Annotated in this window: 15 protein-coding genes; 8 read left to right on the top strand and 7 right to left on the bottom strand. The window is 62.4% G+C overall.

Translation table 11 applies throughout. The annotated features are described in order from the left end of the window. The first annotated feature begins 80 nt into the window (after nt 1–80). On the top strand, nt 81–545 hold the full coding sequence (gene bfr, locus BM132_RS25370; RefSeq protein WP_025215751.1) for a bacterioferritin: 465 nt from the start codon (nt 81–83) through the stop codon (nt 543–545). 102 nt (nt 546–647) lie between these two features. Here the strand turns inward: bfr and uvrA are convergent, their stop codons facing one another. Next, entirely contained in the window at nt 648–3,482 is a 2,835-nt protein-coding gene (uvrA, locus tag BM132_RS25365; RefSeq protein WP_092394852.1) for an excinuclease ABC subunit UvrA, read from the bottom strand. Nucleotides 3,483–3,661: 179 nt separating this feature from the next. Here uvrA and BM132_RS25360 point away from each other — a divergent pair, with 179 nt between their 5' ends. Together BM132_RS25360 and BM132_RS25355 are read left to right on the top strand one after the other, a co-directional pair. Then, on the top strand, nt 3,662–5,059 hold the full coding sequence (locus tag BM132_RS25360; protein WP_092394849.1) for an MFS transporter: 1,398 nt from the start codon (nt 3,662–3,664) through the stop codon (nt 5,057–5,059). Nucleotides 5,060–5,068: 9 nt separating this feature from the next. Next, nucleotides 5,069–5,587 (top strand): single-stranded DNA-binding protein, encoded by a 519-nt coding sequence (locus BM132_RS25355; protein ID WP_047229766.1) that lies wholly within the window; start codon nt 5,069–5,071, stop codon nt 5,585–5,587. Between the two features lie 107 nt (nt 5,588–5,694). Here the strand turns inward: BM132_RS25355 and BM132_RS25350 are convergent, their stop codons facing one another. Continuing rightward, complete coding sequence (locus BM132_RS25350) at nt 5,695–6,249, bottom strand: cysteine hydrolase family protein (RefSeq protein ID WP_092459553.1); 555 nt, start codon at nt 6,247–6,249, stop codon at nt 5,695–5,697. Between the two features lie 96 nt (nt 6,250–6,345). Here BM132_RS25350 and BM132_RS25345 point away from each other — a divergent pair, with 96 nt between their 5' ends. The 3 genes from BM132_RS25345 to BM132_RS25335 all read left to right on the top strand — a co-directional run bounded on the left by BM132_RS25345 (nt 6,346) and on the right by BM132_RS25335 (nt 9,395). Further along, nucleotides 6,346–7,338 carry a GlxA family transcriptional regulator gene (locus BM132_RS25345; protein ID WP_092459551.1) on the top strand — a complete coding sequence of 331 codons (993 nt, stop codon included), beginning with the start codon at nt 6,346–6,348 and terminating at the stop codon, nt 7,336–7,338. 199 nt (nt 7,339–7,537) lie between these two features. After that, nucleotides 7,538–8,647, top strand: a complete 1,110-nt coding sequence (locus tag BM132_RS25340; protein WP_092459549.1) for a DUF3182 family protein — start codon at nt 7,538–7,540, stop codon at nt 8,645–8,647. After that, nucleotides 8,637–9,395, top strand: coding sequence for an alpha/beta hydrolase family protein (locus BM132_RS25335; RefSeq protein WP_092394837.1), 759 nt, complete (start codon nt 8,637–8,639; stop codon nt 9,393–9,395). Before BM132_RS25340 ends, BM132_RS25335 begins: the two co-directional genes overlap by 11 nt. 153 nt (nt 9,396–9,548) lie before the next feature. Here the strand turns inward: BM132_RS25335 and BM132_RS25330 are convergent, their stop codons facing one another. The 5 genes from BM132_RS25330 to BM132_RS25310 all read right to left on the bottom strand — a co-directional run bounded on the left by BM132_RS25330 (nt 9,549) and on the right by BM132_RS25310 (nt 18,159). After that, nucleotides 9,549–10,550 (bottom strand): lysylphosphatidylglycerol synthase domain-containing protein, encoded by a 1,002-nt coding sequence (locus BM132_RS25330; RefSeq protein WP_092459547.1) that lies wholly within the window; start codon nt 10,548–10,550, stop codon nt 9,549–9,551. Beyond that, nucleotides 10,537–11,835 (bottom strand): cardiolipin synthase ClsB, encoded by a 1,299-nt coding sequence (gene clsB, locus BM132_RS25325; protein WP_092459545.1) that lies wholly within the window; start codon nt 11,833–11,835, stop codon nt 10,537–10,539. Before clsB ends, BM132_RS25330 begins: the two co-directional genes overlap by 14 nt. Further along, nucleotides 11,832–12,644 (bottom strand): endonuclease/exonuclease/phosphatase family protein, encoded by an 813-nt coding sequence (locus BM132_RS25320; protein ID WP_092459543.1) that lies wholly within the window; start codon nt 12,642–12,644, stop codon nt 11,832–11,834. Before BM132_RS25320 ends, clsB begins: the two co-directional genes overlap by 4 nt. After that, nucleotides 12,641–13,567, bottom strand: a complete 927-nt coding sequence (locus BM132_RS25315; protein WP_092459541.1) for a DUF72 domain-containing protein — start codon at nt 13,565–13,567, stop codon at nt 12,641–12,643. Before BM132_RS25315 ends, BM132_RS25320 begins: the two co-directional genes overlap by 4 nt. A gap of 278 nt (nt 13,568–13,845) precedes the next feature. Next, a complete protein-coding gene (locus BM132_RS25310; RefSeq protein ID WP_092459539.1) occupies nt 13,846–18,159 on the bottom strand; it encodes a DEAD/DEAH box helicase in 4,314 nt (1,437 codons plus the stop codon). A 300-nt stretch (nt 18,160–18,459) separates the two neighbouring features. Here BM132_RS25310 and BM132_RS25305 point away from each other — a divergent pair, with 300 nt between their 5' ends. Continuing rightward, nucleotides 18,460–19,344, top strand: coding sequence for a sugar nucleotide-binding protein (locus BM132_RS25305; protein WP_076386543.1), 885 nt, complete (start codon nt 18,460–18,462; stop codon nt 19,342–19,344). Next, nucleotides 19,337–20,266: an NAD-dependent epimerase/dehydratase family protein gene (locus BM132_RS25300; protein WP_092459537.1), complete on the top strand. Its 930-nt coding sequence runs from the start codon at nt 19,337–19,339 to the stop codon at nt 20,264–20,266. Before BM132_RS25305 ends, BM132_RS25300 begins: the two co-directional genes overlap by 8 nt. The last annotated feature ends 89 nt before the right edge of the window (nt 20,267–20,355 follow it).

Below are 20,355 nucleotides of genomic sequence, written 5' to 3'. Positions count from 1 at the left end.
CTTTTATTGCGATAGGCGAGTGACCTTGCGGTCAGCTTGGTTCAAACTAGAGCCTTCAAAGCTTGTGGAGATGTAGGGCGATGCAAGGTCACCCAGACGTAATCGATTACCTCAACACGCTGCTGACAGGCGAACTGGCAGCCCGTGATCAATATTTCATCCACTCGCGGATGTACGAGGACTGGGGTTTTACCGAGCTCTACGAACGTATCAATCATGAGATGGAAGAAGAGGCACAGCACGCCGATGCGTTGATGCGCCGGATCCTGATGCTCGAAGGTACGCCACGCATGCGCCCGGATGATCTGGACATCGGCACCACGGTGCCAGACATGCTCGCTGCCGACCTGCGCCTGGAATACAAAGTCCGTGCCGCGCTGTGCAAGGGCATTGAGCTCTGCGAACAGCACAACGATTACGTGACCCGTGAGATCCTGCGCATCCAGCTCAACGACACCGAAGAAGACCATACCTACTGGCTCGAGAAGCAGCTGGGTTTGATCAAGTTGATCGGGTTGGAGAATTACCTGCAGTCGCAGTTCTAATCGCGATAATTGTGGGAGCGAGCTTGCTCGCTCCCACAGAAGAAAAGCAAAAGCCCCTGCCATCGATGAGATGACAGGGGCTTTTTCGTGTCCGGGCAGGAATCAGTCCCGGTCACGCTCCAGCAACGGCTTGAGGTAGTAGCCAGTGTGCGATTGCTTCATCTCGGCCACTTCCTCGGGCGTACCCACCGCGATGATCTGACCACCCTTGGAGCCGCCTTCCGGGCCCAGGTCCACCAGCCAGTCCGCCGTCTTGATCACATCCAGGTTGTGCTCGATCACCACCACGGTGTTGCCATGGTCGCGAAGGCGATGCAGGACGTCGAGCAATTGCTGGATATCCGCGAAATGCAAACCCGTGGTCGGCTCGTCGAGGATGTACAGGGTCTTGCCGGTATCACGCTTGGACAGCTCGCGAGACAGCTTGACCCGCTGGGCCTCGCCGCCGGACAACGTCGTCGCCGATTGGCCAAGCTTGATGTACGACAGCCCCACATCCATCAGCGTCTGGAGCTTGCGCGCCAGTGCCGGCACCGCGTCGAAGAACACCCGGGCCTCTTCGATGGTCATCTCGAGGGTTTCGTGGATATTCTTGCCCTTGTACTTGATCTCCAGGGTTTCGCGGTTGTAGCGCTTGCTCTTGCACACATCGCACGGCACATAGATGTCCGGCAAGAAGTGCATTTCGACCTTGATCAGGCCGTCGCCCTGGCAGGCTTCGCAGCGCCCGCCCTTGACGTTGAACGAGAAACGCCCCGGGCCATAGCCGCGCGAACGGGACTCCGGCACGCCGGCGAACAGTTCGCGGATAGGCGTGAACAGCCCGGTATAAGTCGCCGGGTTGGAGCGCGGTGTGCGGCCGATAGGGCTCTGGTCGATATCGACAACCTTGTCCAGATGCTCCAGGCCCTTGATGCTGTCGTGGGCGGCGGCTTCCAGGGTCGTAGCGCCGTTCAGGGCGGTGGCGCTGAGGGGGAACAGGGTGTTGTTGATCAGCGTCGATTTGCCGGAACCGGACACGCCGGTCACGCAGGTCAGCAGGCCAATCGGGATGTCCAGGTCGACGTTGCGCAAGTTGTTGCCACGGGCGCCCTTGAGACTCAGCGACAGCTTCTTGTTGCGCGGCGTACGCTTGGCCGGCACCTTGATCTTTACCCGGCCCGACAGGTATTTGCCGGTCAGGGAGTCAGGATGCGCCATGACTTCGGCGGCCGTGCCTTGGGCGACGATATGCCCGCCATGCACGCCCGCACCCGGGCCGATGTCCACCACGTAATCGGCCAGGCGGATCGCGTCTTCGTCATGCTCGACCACGATCACCGTGTTGCCGATGTCCCGCAGGTGCTTCAAGGTTCCCAGCAACCGATCATTGTCCCGCTGGTGCAGGCCAATGGACGGTTCGTCGAGGATGTACATCACCCCCACCAGGCCGGCACCGATCTGGCTGGCCAGGCGGATACGCTGGGCTTCGCCGCCAGACAGGGTATCTGCGCTGCGATCGAGGGTCAGGTAGTCCAGGCCGACGTTCACCAGAAATTGCAAGCGCTCGCGAATTTCCTTGAGGATCTTGTCGGCAATTTCGCCCCGGCGGCCAGTGAGCTTCAAGCCGCCGAAGTAGTCGGTGGCGTCGCCAATCGGCAGATTGGTGACTGCTGGCAGGGTTTTCTCACCGACCCACACATGCCGCGCCTCCCGACGCAAACGGGTACCGCGGCAATCGGGGCAAGGCTGGGTGCTGAGGAACTTGGCCAGTTCTTCGCGCACGCTGGCCGATTCGGTCTCACGATAACGCCGCTCCAGGTTCGGCACGATGCCTTCGAACGGGTGGGAGCGTTTGACGATATCGCCACGGTCGTTCAGGTATTTGAAGTCGACACTTTGTGAACCGCTGCCGTGCAGGATGAATTTCTGCTGGTCGGCGGGCAGTTCGTTGAAGGGTTTGTCCAGGCTGAACTTGTAATGGGCCGCCAGCGACCCGAGCATCTGGAAGTAGTAGACGTTACGCCGGTCCCAGCCGCGAATTGCACCCTCGGCCAGGGTCAGTTCGCCATTGACCAGGCGCTTGGTGTCGAAGAACTGCTTGACCCCCAGGCCATCGCAGGTCGGGCACGCGCCGGCCGGGTTGTTGAAGGAGAACAGCTTGGGTTCCAGCTCGCTGATGGCGTGGCCGCAGATCGGGCAGGCGAAGCGCGCCGAGAAGATGATTTCCTCGCCGGGCTCGTCGTCCATCGGCGCTACCAGGGCGATGCCGTCGGCCAGTTTCAGCGCCGTCTCGAAGGATTCGGCCAGGCGCTGCTGCAGGTCGGCCCGGACCTTGAAGCGGTCAACCACCACATCGATCGAATGCTTTTTCTGTTTATCCAGCTTCGGCAGTTCGTCCAGCTCACACAGCTTGCCGTTGACCCGTGCCCGAACGAAGCCTTGGGCGCGCAGTTCTTCGAAGACCATCAGGTGCTCGCCCTTGCGCTCGCGGATGACCGGCGCCAGCAGCATCAACTTGCTGCCTTCGGGCTGCGCCAGCACCAGGTCGACCATCTGGCTGACGGTCTGGGCTTCCAGCGGGATGTCGTGGTCGGGACACCGGGGAATACCGACCCGCGCATACAGCAGACGCAGGTAGTCGTAGATCTCGGTGATGGTGCCGACGGTGGATCGCGGGTTGTGGGAAGTCGACTTCTGTTCGATGGAAATCGCCGGCGACAGGCCTTCGATGGTGTCGACGTCGGGTTTTTCCATCATCGACAGGAACTGCCGGGCGTAGGCCGACAGCGATTCGACATAGCGGCGCTGGCCTTCAGCGTACAGGGTGTCGAAGGCCAGGGATGATTTGCCGGATCCGGACAGGCCGGTGATGACGATCAGCTTGTCCCGTGGCAGGGTCAGGTCGATGTTCTTCAGGTTGTGGGTACGGGCCCCACGAATCAGGATCTTGTCCAAAGTGGCCTCGCTCGGCGGGCGTCGAAAACGTAGGAGTATACGGGCAAATACTGGATGGATGCACACTATTGAAAGTGCGTTTGCAGTCATACATGAAGACTGCGCGGCAAACGGTCGCCATATACCCCCTCAATCGATGGGACTGGTAGAATCGCCGCCGGTTCACACGAGGTTTTTCCATGCACGATCCCCACAGCGAACGCATGAGCAGCGGCGAGACCCGCGCGGCAAGCGGTCTGGCCCTTGTGTTCGCCTTCCGTATGCTGGGCATGTTCATGGTGTTGCCGGTGCTGGCGACCTATGGCATGGATCTGGCTGGCGCGACCCCGGCCCTCATCGGGTTGGCGATTGGCGCGTACGGCCTGACCCAGGCGATTTTCCAGATCCCGTTCGGGGTCATTTCCGACCGCATCGGCCGGCGTCCGGTCATCTACCTGGGCTTGATTATCTTTGCCCTGGGCAGTGTGCTGGCGGCCAATGCCGATTCGATCTGGGGCGTGATCGCCGGACGCATCCTGCAAGGTGCCGGGGCAATTTCCGCGGCCGTCATGGCTTTGCTCTCGGACCTGACCCGCGAACAGCATCGGACCAAGGCCATGGCCATGATCGGCATGACGATCGGGCTGTCGTTCGCCGTCGCGATGGTCGTTGGGCCGTTGCTGACCCGCGCCTTTGGCTTGTCGGGCCTGTTCCTGGTCACGGGAGGCATGGCGCTGGTGGGCATCCTGATCGTGGCGTTCATGGTGCCGCGCTCGACCGGGCCGTTGCAGCACCGCGAATCCGGGGTGGCTCGCCAAGCGCTGATTCCGACGCTCAAGCACCCGGATCTGCTGCGCCTGGACCTGGGCATCTTCGTGCTTCACGCCATGTTGATGTCCAGCTTCGTGGCCTTGCCGCTGGCGCTGGTGGAGAAGGCCGGCTTGCCCAAGGAGCAGCATTGGTGGGTTTACCTGACTGCGCTGCTGATTTCGTTTTTCGCCATGATCCCGTTCATCATCTACGGCGAGAAACGACGCAAAATGAAACGAGTTTTGCTCGGCGCCGTCGTGACGCTGATGCTCACTGAGCTATTCTTCTGGCAGTTCGGCGACAGCCTGCGGGCCCTGGTGATCGGAACAGTGGTGTTCTTCACCGCGTTCAATCTGCTGGAGGCGTCGCTGCCGTCGCTGATCAGCAAGGTTTCACCGGCGGGCGGCAAAGGCACGGCGATGGGGGTGTACTCCACCAGCCAGTTCCTCGGTTCGGCGTTGGGCGGGATCCTCGGCGGCTGGCTGTTCCAGCATGGCGGTTTGTCGGTTGTGTTCCTGGGATGCGCCGCGCTGGCTGCACTTTGGCTGGCCTTTGCTGTTACCATGCGCGAACCTCCGTATGTGACGAGCCTGCGCTTGCCGTTGTCGCCCGAAGCCATCCGCGAAGCAGGCCTGACCGAGCGCCTTAAGGCCGTCGTTGGAGTAACCGATGCAGTGGTGGTCGCCGACGAAGCGGCCGTTTATATCAAACTGGACACCGAATTATTGGATCGCGCGACGCTCGAGCGCCTGGTGAACAACCCGGCCCCGACCACGTGCGAAGCCTAGGAGAACGTTATGGCCCGTGGGGTTAACAAAGTCATATTGGTCGGTACTTGCGGCCAGGATCCCGAAGTTCGCTACCTGCCCAATGGCAACGCTGTGACCAACCTGAGTCTGGCGACCAGCGAACAGTGGACCGACAAGCAGACTGGCCAGAAGGTCGAGAAGACCGAATGGCACCGCGTGTCGATGTTCGGCAAGGTGGCCGAAATCGCCGGCGAATACCTGCGCAAGGGTTCGCAGGTGTACATCGAAGGCAAGCTACAGACCCGCGAGTGGGAAAAAGACGGCATCAAGCGCTACACCACCGAAATCGTGGTCGACATGCAAGGCACCATGCAACTGCTGGGCGGTCGTCCACAGGGTGACCAGCAGCAAGGTGGCAACAACTACCAGCAGGCTGCTCCGCGCCAGCAGGCGCCTCGCCCGCAGTCGGCGCCTCAGCCACAGCGTGAGCGCCCAGCGGCCCCACAACAGGCCGCGCCGCAACCGGCTCCGGATTTCGACAGCTTTGATGACGATATTCCGTTCTAAAGCAGCCGGAAGCTTCAAGCCGCGAGCTTCAAGCTAAAGACAAAACCGCGCTTCGGTTTACGAGGCGCGGTTTTTTTTAGCCTTGAATTTGCCGCTTGAGGCATGACTCAGTGGCGGGCAGCCAAAAACTGTTCGGTGCTCACCACCTCCGCATAGGCAAACCCCAGGGCCGACATGAAGGCCGCGTGCACTTGAGCCGCCGGGACGACGAGCCCATTGAATTCCAGATCGCGGCTGGCACAGGCATCGTGAATCACCGTGACCTCATAGCCCATGTCCGCCGCCGCCCGGGCGACTCCGTCGATGCACATGTGGCTCATGCTGCCGACGATCACCAGATGCTTAATGTCGTGGCGGTCAAGGATGGCTTGCAATTGGGTTTCGCGAAACGAGTTGACGAAGTGCTTGAGCACCACCGGTTCGTCGGCGCGGTTGAGCACTTTGGGATGCAACTGAGCACCTTCAGAGCCTGGGGTGAAGAACGGCGCGGAATCGGAGGTGAATTCGTGACGAATGTGCACCACCTGATCCGCGGCTTGGCGAAAGGCTTCGATCAGTCTGGCGGCGTTATCGGCGGCCGCTTCGGCATCGACTAATGGCCATTTTCCCTGGGGGAAGTAGTCGTTCTGGATATCGACTACGATGAGCGCTTGCTTGGACATAAGGCTTCCTCGATCAGTGGGGTCTGGAGCCAGTATTGGCTCATGCCAGCGGTTTCAGAATTGGCCGTAACGACAATAAGCGAGGGAAAACTGACAATGGCGCAGCAAAGGGCAGTCGCTGAACTCGGGGTGCTCATCTACCCCGGCGCGCAACTGGCGGCGGTGCATGGCTTGACCGATCTGTTCGCCGTGGCGGAGCGTATTGCCGACGAGCAAGCCAGCGCTCAGTTGCCGCGCCTGCGGGTCAGTCATTGGCGAGCGCAGGAGGGTGAAGTGCCGACCCGGGTGTTCGACAGTTTCGCCGCTCCCCAGGGCAGACTGGTTGCGCTGCTGATTCCACCGTCCATCGCCGGTTTCGATGACGGGCTGGTGTCGCCGGCGCTGATGACCTGGTTGCGAGCGCGGCATGCCGACGGCACCGTGCTGGGTGGTGTGTGTGTCGGTTCGATTCTGTTGGCCGAAAGCGGTCTGCTCGATGGACGCAGTGCCACGACCCACTGGACCTCGGCCAAGACCTTTGCCGCACGTTATCCAAAGATCAAACTCGACGCTGACAAGCCCATCGTCGACGATGGCGACCTGATTACCACGGCCGGGCTGATGGCCTGGTCAGAGCTGGGGCTACGACTGGTGGACCGCCTGCTCGGACCCAGCATCGCCACGCGCACGGCGCAGTTTCTGGTGATCGAACACAGCGACAGCGCTAGCCAATGCGGCAGTAACTTTGCGCCCATCCTCGGACACGGTGACGCGGCCATTCTCAAGGTCCAGCACTGGTTGCAAGGCAGCGGCGCAGTGGACGTTTCCCTCGGTGCTATGGCCGAACAGGCCGGGCTGGAGGAACGCACCTTCCTGCGCAGGTTTCGCGCCGCCAGCGGGCTAAAGCCCACCGAATACTGCCAGCACTTGCGCGTCGGCAAGGCCCGGGAAATGCTGGAGTTCACCAATGGCACCATCGACCACATTGCCTGGACGGTGGGTTATCAGGACCCGGGGGCTTTTCGCGCGACGTTCAAGAAAATTACCGGGTTGGCGCCCAGTGATTATCGGGCGAGGTTTGGGGTGAGTCCGATGAACGCTCAAAAGTAGTCATTGATCCTCGCCACCGTCGCAGCCGTCGTGCAATTTGCCGGATGTCCTCAGGGTGTCGTGCAGAATGAAACAGGCCCGGTGCTATCAATTCCCCCTCAGGCGCCCGTTTCGTTGCTCGTCCTGGCTCGTAACACCGTTGGCCTGATCTCTGCACCCCTTTACCTAAAGCCATCGAGCGCAGTTAAAAGGGCACCGCATGACGACGGTCAATCGCAACAAACGGGTCGTGGACCATTCGATCAACCCCCACGCGCCGCTTCATGAAGTCGAAACCAATCGGGCGCTGGCCCGCTGGTTGGCGCAGATTCTTGGGCTTGAATACGGCGGCAGTTACAACGCGCAGCAGCATGCCGGCCATGATCTCTACTTACTGCCCACGCAAACCGTAATAGGTCCCGAGGCGGCGTTGCGCCTGGGCGTCAAAGGGCCAGAGGATCTCTGGGGCGGTTACGTCGAGCATGATTTTATCTGCACCAAGGCCATTACCCACGGTCTGCTGAACCGGCATGCGGTCGCGCCTTTGGGCTGGTCGCCGTTGTTTGCCAAGTTGACCCGGGGGGCGGTGCTCGATGGTGTGACGGTGTTTGCGCTCAAGGATGCGCGCCAGGCGGCCGAGCATCTGCTGTACACCGGAGCGATCCGCTTCAAGCCTATCCATGCCTGTGCCGGCCGCGATCAGCGGGTGATCAAGAGTCTGGCGCAATTCGATGAAATCGCCGCCGACCCCGAGGCCCAGACGCTGTTTCGCGACGGTGTGGTGCTTGAGCAGAACCTCGAACAGGTCAAGACCCAGAGCGTCGGCCAGAGCTTCATCAACGGCCAGGTCTTGAGCTACTGCGGTGTGCAACATCTGACGCGCGACAGTGAAGGGCTGGAGGTTTACGGCGGCTCGGACCTGTTGGCGGTGCGGGGCGGCTATATTGAGTTGCTCAAACTTGAGCTGCCCGACGATGTGCGTGAGGCGGTGCGGTTGGCGCAGGTGTTTGACGATGCTGCCAATCAGGCCTTTCCAAGTTTCTTTGCCTCGCGGCGCAATTACGACATCGCCCAAGGTATTGATGTCAGCGGTCAGCCTCGCGGTGGTGTGCTGGAACAGTCATGGCGCATGGGTGGCGCCAGCAGTGCTGAGCTCGCGGCGTTGCAGGCGTTCATTGAGGACCCTTCGTCCAGCGCGGTTCGTGTGTCCTCGGTGGAGACCTACACTGACCAGCCTCTGCCCCCTGGGGCCAGGGAGGTGTATCGCGGCCCGGCGCACAATGGTGACTTTCTTCTTAAATACGTAACGGTTCATTCCTATGACGGCTAGAAGCGAAACCATTCAGATCGAGATCGACGACGAATACATGAACGGCACCTTTCTGAGCCCTAAATCGAAGGTTCCGGGCGTGTTGTTCGTCCACGGTTGGGGCGGTAGCCAGGAGCGTGACCTGGAGCGCGCCAAAGGCATCGCCGGCCTGGGCTGCGTCTGCCTGACCTTCGACTTGCGCGGGCATACCGGCGGGGCGGGCATTCCGTTGTCCCGGGTGACCCGGGAAGACAACCTGCGGGATTTGCTCACCGCCTACGACCGGCTGCTCGCTCATCCAGCCCTGGACACTTCGGCGATCGCCGTGGTCGGTACTAGCTACGGCGGTTACCTGGCGGCGATCCTGACGTTGCTGCGGCCGGTGCGCTGGCTGGCATTGCGGGTGCCGGCGTTGTACCGCGACGAGCAATGGCACACGCCCAAGCGTGACCTGGACAAGACTGACCTGCTGGATTACCGCAGTACCCTGGTGCACGCCGACACCAACCGCGCCTTGCACGCGTGCTCGCAGTTCACAGGTGATGTGTTGCTGGTGGAGTCGGAGACCGACGACCATGTGCCCCACGCGACGATCATGAGCTACCGAGCAGCGTGCCAGCAGACCCATTCGCTGACGCACCGGATCATCGACGGCGCCGACCATGCCTTGAGCGACCCGGTGTCACAACAGGCCTACACCTCAATCCTGGTGGATTGGATCACCGAGATGGTGGTGGGCGAGCGGTTGAGCATCATTCAGTCGCGCTGATTGTGCTGTGTTCATGCGGCCCTTATCGCGAGCAGGCTCGCTCCCACAATTGATCTGCGGCGAACACAGAATTGCGGCCCACCAAAAATCTCCTGTGGGAGCGAGCCTGCTCGCGATGAGGCCCGCTCAGACAACCCATAACTCAGAACCCCGTCACTTAGGCCCCGGCTTGACCCGCAACGCCTTGGCCTTCGCCTCGATCACCAGGTACATCACCACCGTGATCAACAACGGCAAGATGAAATAGATCGCCCGATAGGCAATCAACCCCGCCAGCAGGCTGCCGCGAGAAACCTCATGCTGCAGCAGGGCAATGAACACCGCCTCCAACACCCCCAATCCCGCCGGAATGTGCGTGATGACCCCGGCGATGCTGCTGATCATCAGCACCCCGAGTACCACCGGATAATCCAGTTTGCCCGGCAGCAGGGTAAAGATCACCGCCGCCATCAGCGACCAGTTCAACGCCCCCAGCGCCAGTTGCAGCCCTGCCATGCGCAGCGACGGCAGGTTGATTTCCATGCCGCGGATCGTCCAGGCCCGGCGTTTGGAAAACCGGCAGGCCACCAGGTAACCGGCACTGATACACAGCAACAGCACGCCCACACCTTGCAGCGCAGTGCTGCTCAGTTTCCAGCCCGGCGGCATCGTGACCAAGCCGCTGCTGAACACCACCCCGGCCAACGTCATGTAGCCGAACCAGTTCGTGGCCAGGCTCAGGCCGAGGATCTTGGCGATGTTCCCGTTGCTCACCCCCAGCCGCGAATACAGCCGGTAGCGCATGGCGATGCCGCCGACCCAGGCGCTGAGGTTCAGATTGAAGGCGTAGCTGATCACGCCCACCGGGAGGATCTGCCGCCAGCCCAGTTTCTGCCGTATGTAGGTGCGGCCGATCAGGTCGAAGCAAGCGTAAGTGATGAAACTGGTCACGGTCAGCGCACCGGCAATGAGCAATGTGCGCAGTTTGAAGTCCGCCAGAGTGGCGAACACTTCCGCCCAGTCGATGCGCCGGGCCAGGGCCGTGAACAACACGATCAGCAGCAGGAAGAAGGCCAGGGTCAGTGGGCGTTTCCAGCGGCTCCAGCGTGATTTGGCTTTGCTTTGTTCGCCCGCGTGGGCATCACTTGGCGCCGTGTGCGCGTCAGAGTGGTTCATGGGGTTCGCTCCGAACCGCGGTGGGCGGCGAAAAAGGTTTCAGACGCGGCTTATGGGCCGGCAGCCAGCCGGCCCAGGCCGGAAAGTGACGCAGGAAGTGAAACACCATGAAGCCGATGGTCATGCGCCACAGCAGGCCCCGTGGGGCAGGGTTGGCCGGCATGGCGGTGCAATGGTTGCGGCTCAGGTGATCGAGGCGCTCGAACAATTCACGGTTGAAGGCCCGGTCGCGGATCAGCACATTGGCTTCCAGGTTCAGGGACAGGCTCAGGGGGTCGAGGTTGCTTGAGCCCACGGTGCTCCAGTCCTCATCCACCAGTGCGACTTTGCCGTGCAACGGCCGTTCGCAATACTCGTAGATCACCACACCAGCCTTGAGCAGATAGTTGTACAACATCCGCGCGGCGAGCTTGGCGATCATCATGTCCGGCTGGCCCTGCAGGATCAGGCGTACTTGCACGCCACGCCGCGCGGCATTGCGGATCTCGCGCAGCAGCCGGTAACCGGGGAAGAAATAGGCATTGGCAATGACCACGCGTCGCTGGGCACTGCGTAACACTTGCAGGTACACCTCTTCGATGTCGGTCTGATGCTCATGGTTGTCGCGATAGACCAGTCGCACCTGACCGTCGTGATCGTTGAAGGCCAACTCGTTGCGCCGGCTTCGGCGGCGTTGCCACCAATATTTTGCCCGGCTGGGCCGACCGCTCTGCAACAGCGCGAAGTGGTGGATATCCACCACCGCCGGTCCTTTGACCTCCACGGAATAATCCTGCTTGGCCTCGGGGCCGAAGTCGCCGAGATGGTCGGCGGAAAAATTGATCCCGCCGATAAACGCGATCACACCGTCCACCACGACGATTTTGCGATGCAGGCGTCGGAACCAGTTGGTGCGGATCCCCAGGTGCCGTGGGGCGGGGTCGAACATCTGCAAACGCACCCCGGCATCGCTCAATGTCGCGAGAAATTCCGGGGTCAGCTCGCCGCAACCAAAACCGTCCAGGCTCACGGTGATGCGTACGCCGCGTCCGGCCGCGTCCACCAACAGGTCCCGTAGCTCGATACCGACTTTGTCCTCGAACAGAATGAAGGTCTCAAGGAGTATTTCCTTTTCGGCCCGGCGTATCGCCTCGAAGACCCTGGGGAAGTATTCCTCGCCGTTCTCCAAAAGCGTGACCCGGTTATTGCCGTGCCAGCCGTATTCGATGTCCACCAGCGCCGGATTGCGCTCGGTCGGCGGAGCCTCCACCTGTTCCACCGTCGCCTTGTTCATAGTCGCGCTCATAGTTCGATCTCCACCGAAAGCGGTGCATGGTCGGAAAGGTGCGACCAGGGGCGTACGTGCAATACCTTGGGATGACGGGCCTTGAGGTTGCGCACGTAGATGCGGTCCAGACGCAGGACCGGCAGGCGCGCCGGAAAACTGCGGGCCGGCTTGCCCCATTGTTCGGCGAACACCTCCCGCAGCCCGCTGGGTTCGAGCAGCTCGCTGGCTTTGCCGCGCCAGTCATTGAAGTCGCCGGCGACGATGACCGGCGCCTCGGGCGGCAGTTCGCTCAAACGCTGGCAAAGCAGTTTCAATTGCTCGACACGATGCCCCTCGCGCAACCCCAGGTGCACGCAGATGGCGTGGATTTCCCGCTCATCGCCGCCTGGCAGACGCAGCACGCTGTGGAGCATGCCGCGGCTTTCATGGCCGCTGATGGAAACGTCCAGGTTGTCGTGGCGAATGATCTGGAATTTGGACAGCAATGCGTTGCCATGGTCGCCCGCCGGGTACACCGCGTTGCGTCCGTAGGCGAACTGTGGCCAGAGACTATCGGCGAGGAATTCGTACTGCGGCATGCTTGGCCAGTTGGAATAGCGCTGCGGGTGGTGCTCGTGGGTGCCGTGCACTTCCTGCAAGAACACCACGTCGGCGGACACACTGCGCACCGCCTCGCGCAGTTCCGGCAGGATGAAGCGCCGATTCAGGGCGGTGAAACCTTTATGGGTGTTGACCGTCAGGACGGTGAAGCGATTGATCCGGTCGAGGTCTTGCGTCCGTTCCTGGGTTGGATCACGGGTCGTTTCGGTGAACTCCGGGATGCTCATGGCAATACCCCCTCGGCCGGGCGCTCGCCGGGCGTGGTGGCCAGGTCCTTGTCCAGGTCGAAGTGCTCCAGCAAATGACGCGCGTCATAGGGCGCACGGACTTTGATGTCATTGTCGAAATAGCAGAACACCTCCCGGCTCTTGCGGGCGCGGGGTTTCTTTTTCGGGTCGATCAAATGGGCATCGCGCGGTTGTGTGCCGTGGCTCCAGGCCTCGATCCGCTCGCCCCAGCGTTTCAAGGCCGCGTCGGTGTAGCCGCTGGCGTACAACTCCTCGGCTCCGTGCAGGCGCAAGTACACGAAGTCGCTGGTCACGTCTTCGCGATAAGGCCATTTACCCGCAGTGTCAGCGATCACCAGTGCCACGTCATAGCGTTTGAGCAAGGTGATGAAGTGTGGGTCGATAAAACTTTCATGACGGATCTCCACGGCGTGGCGCAGCGGCCGTTTTTTATCGGTGTGGGTGCTGGCGTGACCGTTAAGGCGCGGTTCGTGCTCCCGGGCCAGGGCGGCGGCATCTTCGGTGTTGTGGGGCAGTTGCTTGAGAAAGTCTTCGAACAGCTCGGGCTCGAATTTGAAACTGGGAGGAAACTGCCAGAGGATTGCGCCGAGTTTTTCCTTGAGCTCCAGCACGCCGGAGGCGAAGAAATTGGCCAACGGCTTGTGAATGTCCCGAAGACGTCTGATGTGGGTGATGAAACGCGGCGCCTTGACGCTGAAGACGAAGCCGGGCGGTGTCTCGGCGTACCACTGGGCATACCGTTCGGGGCGTTGCAGGGCGTAGAACGATCCATTGATTTCGATGCTATTGACCGCTCGCGAGGCGAATTGCAGTTCCCGTTTCTGGGTCAACCCTTTGGGGTAGAAATCCCCCCGCCAAGGCGTGTAACGCCAGCCGGAAATGCCAATGTGGATCGCCGTCATGTGTCCCTCCCGTGCCAATGACCTCGTACCGCCTGTGTCTTTTGATGACTGTCGCGCGGGGTAGAAAGTTTCGATGGGGTTACCGGCGGTGGGTGGCGGGGGGCGGTTCCTTGTGGCGTTGCCTGCCAGCCTTTATGGTCGATAAAGTGTGCTGTGGTGCTGATGGCCTCATCGCGAGCAGGCTCGCTCCCACATGTGAGCCGCGGTGAGCACTGGTCTTCTATGCACTGAAGATCCACTGTGGGAGCGAGCCTGCTCGCGATGAGGTCCAGACACGTTCAACCTCGCTGGATCAGCTTATTCCTCACATCAGCCATCTCCTGCGCATCCAGATCCAGCCACAGATGTTGCTTGCCGGCGATCTGCGCCGCCGCCGGCAAACCATCGCGATACACCAACCGATTGTTCGCCAGGGCCGGCACTTTTGCGCCCGGCAACAAGGTCCCGGCGAGGTTCAGCGGGTCGACGCCGCACACCGCCACCAGGCTGCCATCCGTGGGGCGGCGACGCACTTCACGCAGCAGCGGGATGGCTTCGGGCAGGGCGAATTGCTCGCCCGCCAGGCCGCTGACAAAACGTCCGCCGCGAATCTCGCCCCGCGCCTCCAGGCGATGAAATGTGCGCAGCAACTCACGCCAGCTCGGCAACCAATCCGCCTCCCGCTCCAACAGGCGCCAGAACACCACGCCATAACGGCGCAGCAAGGTCATGGCGATGTGTTCCAGGGTGTCGGGCGGCAGGGTCGCTGGCCGGTTTCCTACCTCGGGCACTGGGGCGCTACGGCGTAACAAGGCCCAGCGCCCGGCATCGTCCATGCCGCCCACGAACGCTCCGCGCCCACGCCGACTGCTGCGCGCCTGGCGCTTACTGGCAGGGGTGATCAGCGCGCGTAACCCGGCGAAGCTGTCGGCATTCACCAGCCCGGCGCCGACCAGTTCCTGTAGCGCGATCTCCAGTTCGCTGCGCAGCAAGTGCGCCTCGTGCAACAACTCATCGAAAAACAGCGCGCCGTGTTCGCTGAGGGCCTTATGGACTTTTTGCGTCTTGGGTGACAGCTCGCTGGGTGGGGTCTGTTCAGTCAGGCTGCTCCAGAGGGTGACCTGATTGCGCGCCAGTAACACAATCGGCGTGCTGCGCAAGGCGCTGGAAGATTGCTTCTGACGTGCACTCAGGCGAGTCCACACCAGCTTGCCACTGCGGCACAGTTCATCGAGCCAGCTCGGGGAATAGTCCTTGATCCGTGCCGGCAACAGGTCGCTGTCCCACGCCGAAGCGGCAGCCGGGTAGCCTTCGAACTGACTGATGATCGACGGCAGCACCGCGCTGCCCCGGCCCTGAGTGGCCGGCGACAGATGCTGCCAGTCGAACAGGAACCGCATGAAGTCCTGCAACATCACCGGCTCGATTTCCCGGCGCAGGCGCTTGACGGTGTAGCGGTGGATGCGCGCCAGCAAATGCCGCTCGCACCACTCCTCCTGGCCGGTGCCCGGGGTGAACCGGCCGCGCAACACATAGCCTTGCTGTTCCAGCTGCGCCAGGGCCTGACTGATTGACGGGGACGATAAACCGAGGGGATAGGCGATGGCCTCCAACGGCAGTGGACCAAAGGCGCTGAGCCGCGCGCGCAGTACCTCCACCATGGCTTCATCGCGGTCCCAGGGTTCATCGAAACCCGCCAGCGGCGTCAGCGGCGGTCGCCATTGAGCCTGTGGATAAATGGCTTGCAGACACGTCAGCCGTTCCAGCGCCACCCACAGGCCGTGTTCGGCGCTGATCTGTACATGACTGGCGCGGCCGCGCTCGGCCAGGGCCTGCAGCCAGTCCAGCCACGACGGCTGAGCACTTGCCTCGCTATCGGCGATGCAGGCCAGGCTCATCAGGGCTTCGTGCATTTCATCGAGGTGGGTGGGGGCTGGCCAGGCTTCGTCCCGTACCGCCTGGATGGCGTCGGCGTCCAGTGCGCCGAGGTCGTCGGTAGACTGCGGGTCGCTCCAGCGCCGGTTGATCACCGCTTGAGTGCGGCGTTCTTCCAGCGGTGCGTCGTCGAGAAAGGTGTAGGGCCGGGCACTGAGAATCTCCGCCGCCAGGGGCGAGGGCGCCGGCAGATCGCGGCTGATCAGGCGAACTTCCCCCGCTTCCATGCGCCGCAACAGCGTCAGCCAGCCTTCGCTGTCCATGGCTTCGTGCAGGCAGTCGTCGAGGGTCTGTTCCACCAGTGGGTGATTGGGGATTTCCCGCTCGCCGGCGAGGTTTTCCAGGCAGGCGATCTGGTCCGGGAATACGCTGGCGATCAGGTCTTCGCTTTTCATGCGCTGGATCTGCGGAGCGACTTTGCGTCCGCCCGTGTAGCGCGGCAAGGCCAGGGCGACACTGGCATTCCAGCGCCAGCGCACGCCGAACAGCGGCGCATCCAACACCGCTTGGATCAGTATCTGTTCGGCACTCTGGCTATTGAGATAGCGCCAGACCTCGTCCAGCTCGAAGCTGTGGCTGGTGGACAGCGACAGCACGATAGCGTCTTCGCTGGCGGCGGCCTGCAACTCGAAATTGAAGGTGCGGCAGAAGCGCTTGCGCAAGGCCAGGCCCCAGGCGCGGTTGATGCGGCTGCCGAAGGGCGTGTGGATGATCAGTTGCGTTCCGCCGGATTCGTCGAAAAACCGCTCCATCACCAGCGTGTCCTGGGAGGGCAGGGCGCCGAAGGCCAGACGTGCCGGGGCCAGGTAGTCCACCAGTTGTTCGGCACTGGCCAGGTTCAGTTGCAAGGTGCCGGTCAGCCAGTCGAGGGCCGGTTGCAAGTTGCCCGGCGTGGCACCGAGCAGGTGGTCCAGTTGGGCTTGCAGACGGGCTACCGCCAGGGACAACTCGGCGCTGCGCCCGGGGGCTTCGCCAAGCCAGAACGGAATGGTCGGCGGCTGGCCCTGGGCATCCTCGACCCGCACCCGACCGGTTTCCACGCGAATGATGCGGTAAGAGGTATTGCCCAACTGGAACACGTCGCCGGCGATGCTCTCTACGGCGAAGTCTTCGTTGACGCTGCCGATGTTCAATCCCTGGGGTTCGAGCAGCACGCTGTAGTCGGCGTTGTCCGGGATGGTGCCGCCGCTGGTCACGGCGGTCAGCTTGCTGCCCCGACGCCCGCGCAGGGTGCGGGTGACGGCGTCGCGATGCAGGTACGCACTGCGCACGCCCTGACGACCATTGAGGCCCTCGGCGAGCATTTGCAGCAATGCCTGATAGTGTTCGTCATCCAGCTCGGCATAGGGCGCGGCGCGGCGAAAGGTTTCCAGCAGCGCCTGTTCCTGCCATTCCTGGCAACTGACCTCGGCGACGATCTGCTGGGCCAGCACATCCAGTGGCGCCTTGGGAATATGCAGAATGTCCAGCTCGCCACGGCGCACGCAATCGAGCAGGGCGACGCATTCGATCAAGTCGTCGCGGGTGGTGGCGAACAGGCGCCCCTTGGGCGTGCCGCCAACCTGATGGGCCGAGCGGCCGACCCGTTGCAAAAACGCCGAAATCGACCGCGGCGAGGCGATCTGACACACCAGATCGACGTCGCCGATATCGATGCCCAGCTCCAGGGACGCGGTGGCGATCAGCACCTGCAACTCGCCGCGTTTGAGCCGTTGTTCGGCGTCGAGGCGAAACTCCTTGGCGAGGCTGCCGTGATGGGCGGCCACGGCGTGCTTGCCCAGGCGTTCGCTCAAATGACGACTCAGGCGTTCGGCCAGTCGCCGAGTGTTGACGAACACCAGCGTGGTGCGGTGTTCGCGGGCCAGGTCGGCGAGGCGGTTGTAGACCAGTTCCCAGACGTCATTGGCCATCACCGCCGAGAGCGGCACTGCAGGCACCTCGATATCGAGGTCCCGGGGGCGGGCGTGGCCGATATCGACGATTTCACAGCTGCGCCCCTGGCCGACGAGAAAGCGCGACACCGCTTCGATGGGTTTTTGCGTGGCGGACAGACCGATGCGCATCAGCGGTTCGGCGCACAGCGCTTGCAGACGCTCCAGGCTCAAGGCCAGGTGACTGCCGCGCTTGCTGGCAGCAATGGCGTGGATCTCGTCGACAATGACGGTGCGGGTGCTGGCGAGCATTCGCCGGCCGGAATCGGAGCCAAGCAGCACGTAAAGCGATTCGGGCGTGGTCACCAGAACATGCGGCGCGCTCTTGCGCATCGCAGTGCGGTCTTTTTGTGGCGTGTCGCCGGTGCGCACGGCGGTGGTGATGTGCAAGGGCGGCAAGCCCATCTGCCGCAATTGTTCGGTAATGCCGGCCAGTGGGTTTTGCAGGTTGATCTGGATGTCGTTGCTCAGTGCCTTGAGCGGCGAGACGTAGACCACCAGGGTCTGGTCCGGCAGCCCGCCCTGTTCCAGGCCTCGGTGTACCAGGTCATCCAGTACGGCAAGAAATGCTGTGAGGGTCTTGCCCGATCCCGTGGGCGCGGCCACCAGGGTCGAACGGCGCTGCCCGATCAACGGCCACGCCCGGGCCTGGGCGGCCGTGACCGCCGGGAAGGTCTGGCTGAACCAGGCGCGAACGGCGGGGTGAAAGCCTGCCATGGCGTGGTCGGCTGGGAAGGGCAGATTCATGTGGGCAGTTATGCGGGTGGGTTGGGGAAGATGCAAGTACCGTCCGGGATCTCTATCGCCAGGTAGGGGTCCTTCGCAAGCAAGTCGGATCGCCGCACCGCCGCTCCCACATTTGGAATGCATTCCCATGTGGGAGCGGGCTTGCTCGCGAAGGGGCCCTAAAGAACAGTACAAAATACCGGATCTGCACTTTACGGATGACGGTTGCGCACTAAACCCGCAAAATGCAACGATTCCGACAACGCCTGCGGGCGTTGTCGACCCCAATTCTTTTGCCAACAGACCGGGCCTGCTGACTTTATGCGAATGCGCCTTATGTTACTGGGCGGCGGAAATGCCCTTGGGCAGGCGCTGATTCGCCTCGGTGCGGAAGAAGACATCGGTTTTCTTGCCCCCCGCCCCCCCGAAGACGGCTGGGATGCCGCGAGCCTGACGCAGCTGCTGGACGACACTCGACCGGACGCCTTGATCAACCTGGCGTACTACTTCGACTGGTTCCAGGCCGAAACCGTCAGCGAGCAGCGCCTGGCCAGCCAGGAGCGCGCCGTCGAGCGCCTGGCCGAGTTGTGCCAGCATCACAACATCATTTTGCTGCAACCGTCGAGCTATCGCGTGTTTGACGGTTCCCGCGCCACGGCATACAGCGAAAAGGACGAACCGGTACCCTTGGGCCTGCGCGGCCAGGCGTTGTGGCGAATCGAGCAGAGCGTGCGCGCCACCTGTCCGCAACATGTGCTGCTGCGTTTCGGCTGGCTGCTGGACGACAGTGCCGACGGTATCCTGGGACGTTTCCTGGCCCGAGCCGAACAACCCGAAGACCTGCTGTTGGCCGACGACCGTCGGGGCAATCCGACGCCGGTGGACGACGCGGCGCGGGTGATCATTTCGGTGCTCAAGCAACTCGATTGCGCCGCGCCGTTGTGGGGCACCTACCACTATGCCGGGCATGAGGCGACGACGCCGCTGGCGTTGGGGCAGGCGATCCTCACCGAAGCCCGGGCCCTGCATCCCCTGGCAATCGAATCGCCCACCCCCCAGGCACACGCCGCACGGCCGGACGCCGCGGAAGAACCGCAGCATGCGGTGCTGGCCTGCAAGAAAATTCTGCACACGTTCGGGATCAAGCCCCGCGCCTGGCGCGCCGCACTCCCGGGCTTACTGGATAGGTTTTATCGTCATGGCTGAAGGTCCTGTTTTAATCACCGGCGGCGCTGGTTTCATTGGTTCGCACCTGACCGACGCCTTGCTCGCCAAGGGCCATTCGGTACGCATCCTCGATGACTTGTCCACCGGCAAGCGCAGCAACCTGCCGCTGGACAACCCTCTGGTTGAATTGATCGAAGGCGACGTGGCCAATGCGGCGCTGGTAGCCCGGGCCGTGGCCGGTTGCAGCGCCGTGGCGCATCTGGCAGCAGTGGCTTCGGTGCAGGCCTCGGTGGACGACCCGGTGCGTACGCACCAGAGCAATTTCATCGGCACCCTCAATGTCTGCGAAGCCATGCGTCAGGCCGGGGTGAAACGGGTGCTGTTCGCCTCCAGCGCAGCGGTTTATGGCAACAACGGCGAAGGCCAGTCCATCGATGAGGAAACACCCAAGGCCCCGCTCACGCCGTATGCGTCGGACAAGCTGGCCAGCGAGTTCTACCTGGACTTCTACCGTCGCCAGCACGCGCTGGAGCCGGTGGTGTTCCGCTTCTTCAACATCTACGGCCCGCGCCAGGACCCGTCGTCGCCCTATTCCGGGGTCATCAGCATCTTCAGCGAACGGGCACAGAAAGGCCTGCCGATCACGGTGTTCGGCGATGGCGAGCAGACCCGGGATTTTGTCTACGTCGAAGACCTGGTGGACCTGTTGGTGCAGGCCATCGAAACACCTGAAGTGCAAGTGGGTGCAGTGAACGTCGGCTGGAACCAGGCCACGACCCTCAAGCAATTGCTCCAGGCCCTGGCCACGGTAGTGGGCGATCTGCCGCCGATCAGCTACGCCCCGGCGCGCTCCGGCGACATCCGCCATTCCCGGGCTGATAATCGCCGGCTGTTGGAGCGCTTCAGCTTTCCACAACAAACGCCCATGAGCGTGGGGTTGGCGCGGTTGCTGGGCCGCTGAATGAGAAAAGGCGCCTTGCAAGGCGCCTTTTTTGTCACGGCATACACTGTTGTGGCGAGGGGATTTATCCCCGCTGGACTGCGCAGCAG

It is taken from the genome of Pseudomonas sp. NFACC45 (genome assembly GCF_900113505.1).
GTDB lineage: Bacteria > Pseudomonadota > Gammaproteobacteria > Pseudomonadales > Pseudomonadaceae > Aquipseudomonas > Aquipseudomonas tehranensis.
The sequence above is the reverse complement of the archived record's forward strand: the minus strand, read 5'-3'. Positions and strand labels throughout refer to the sequence as shown.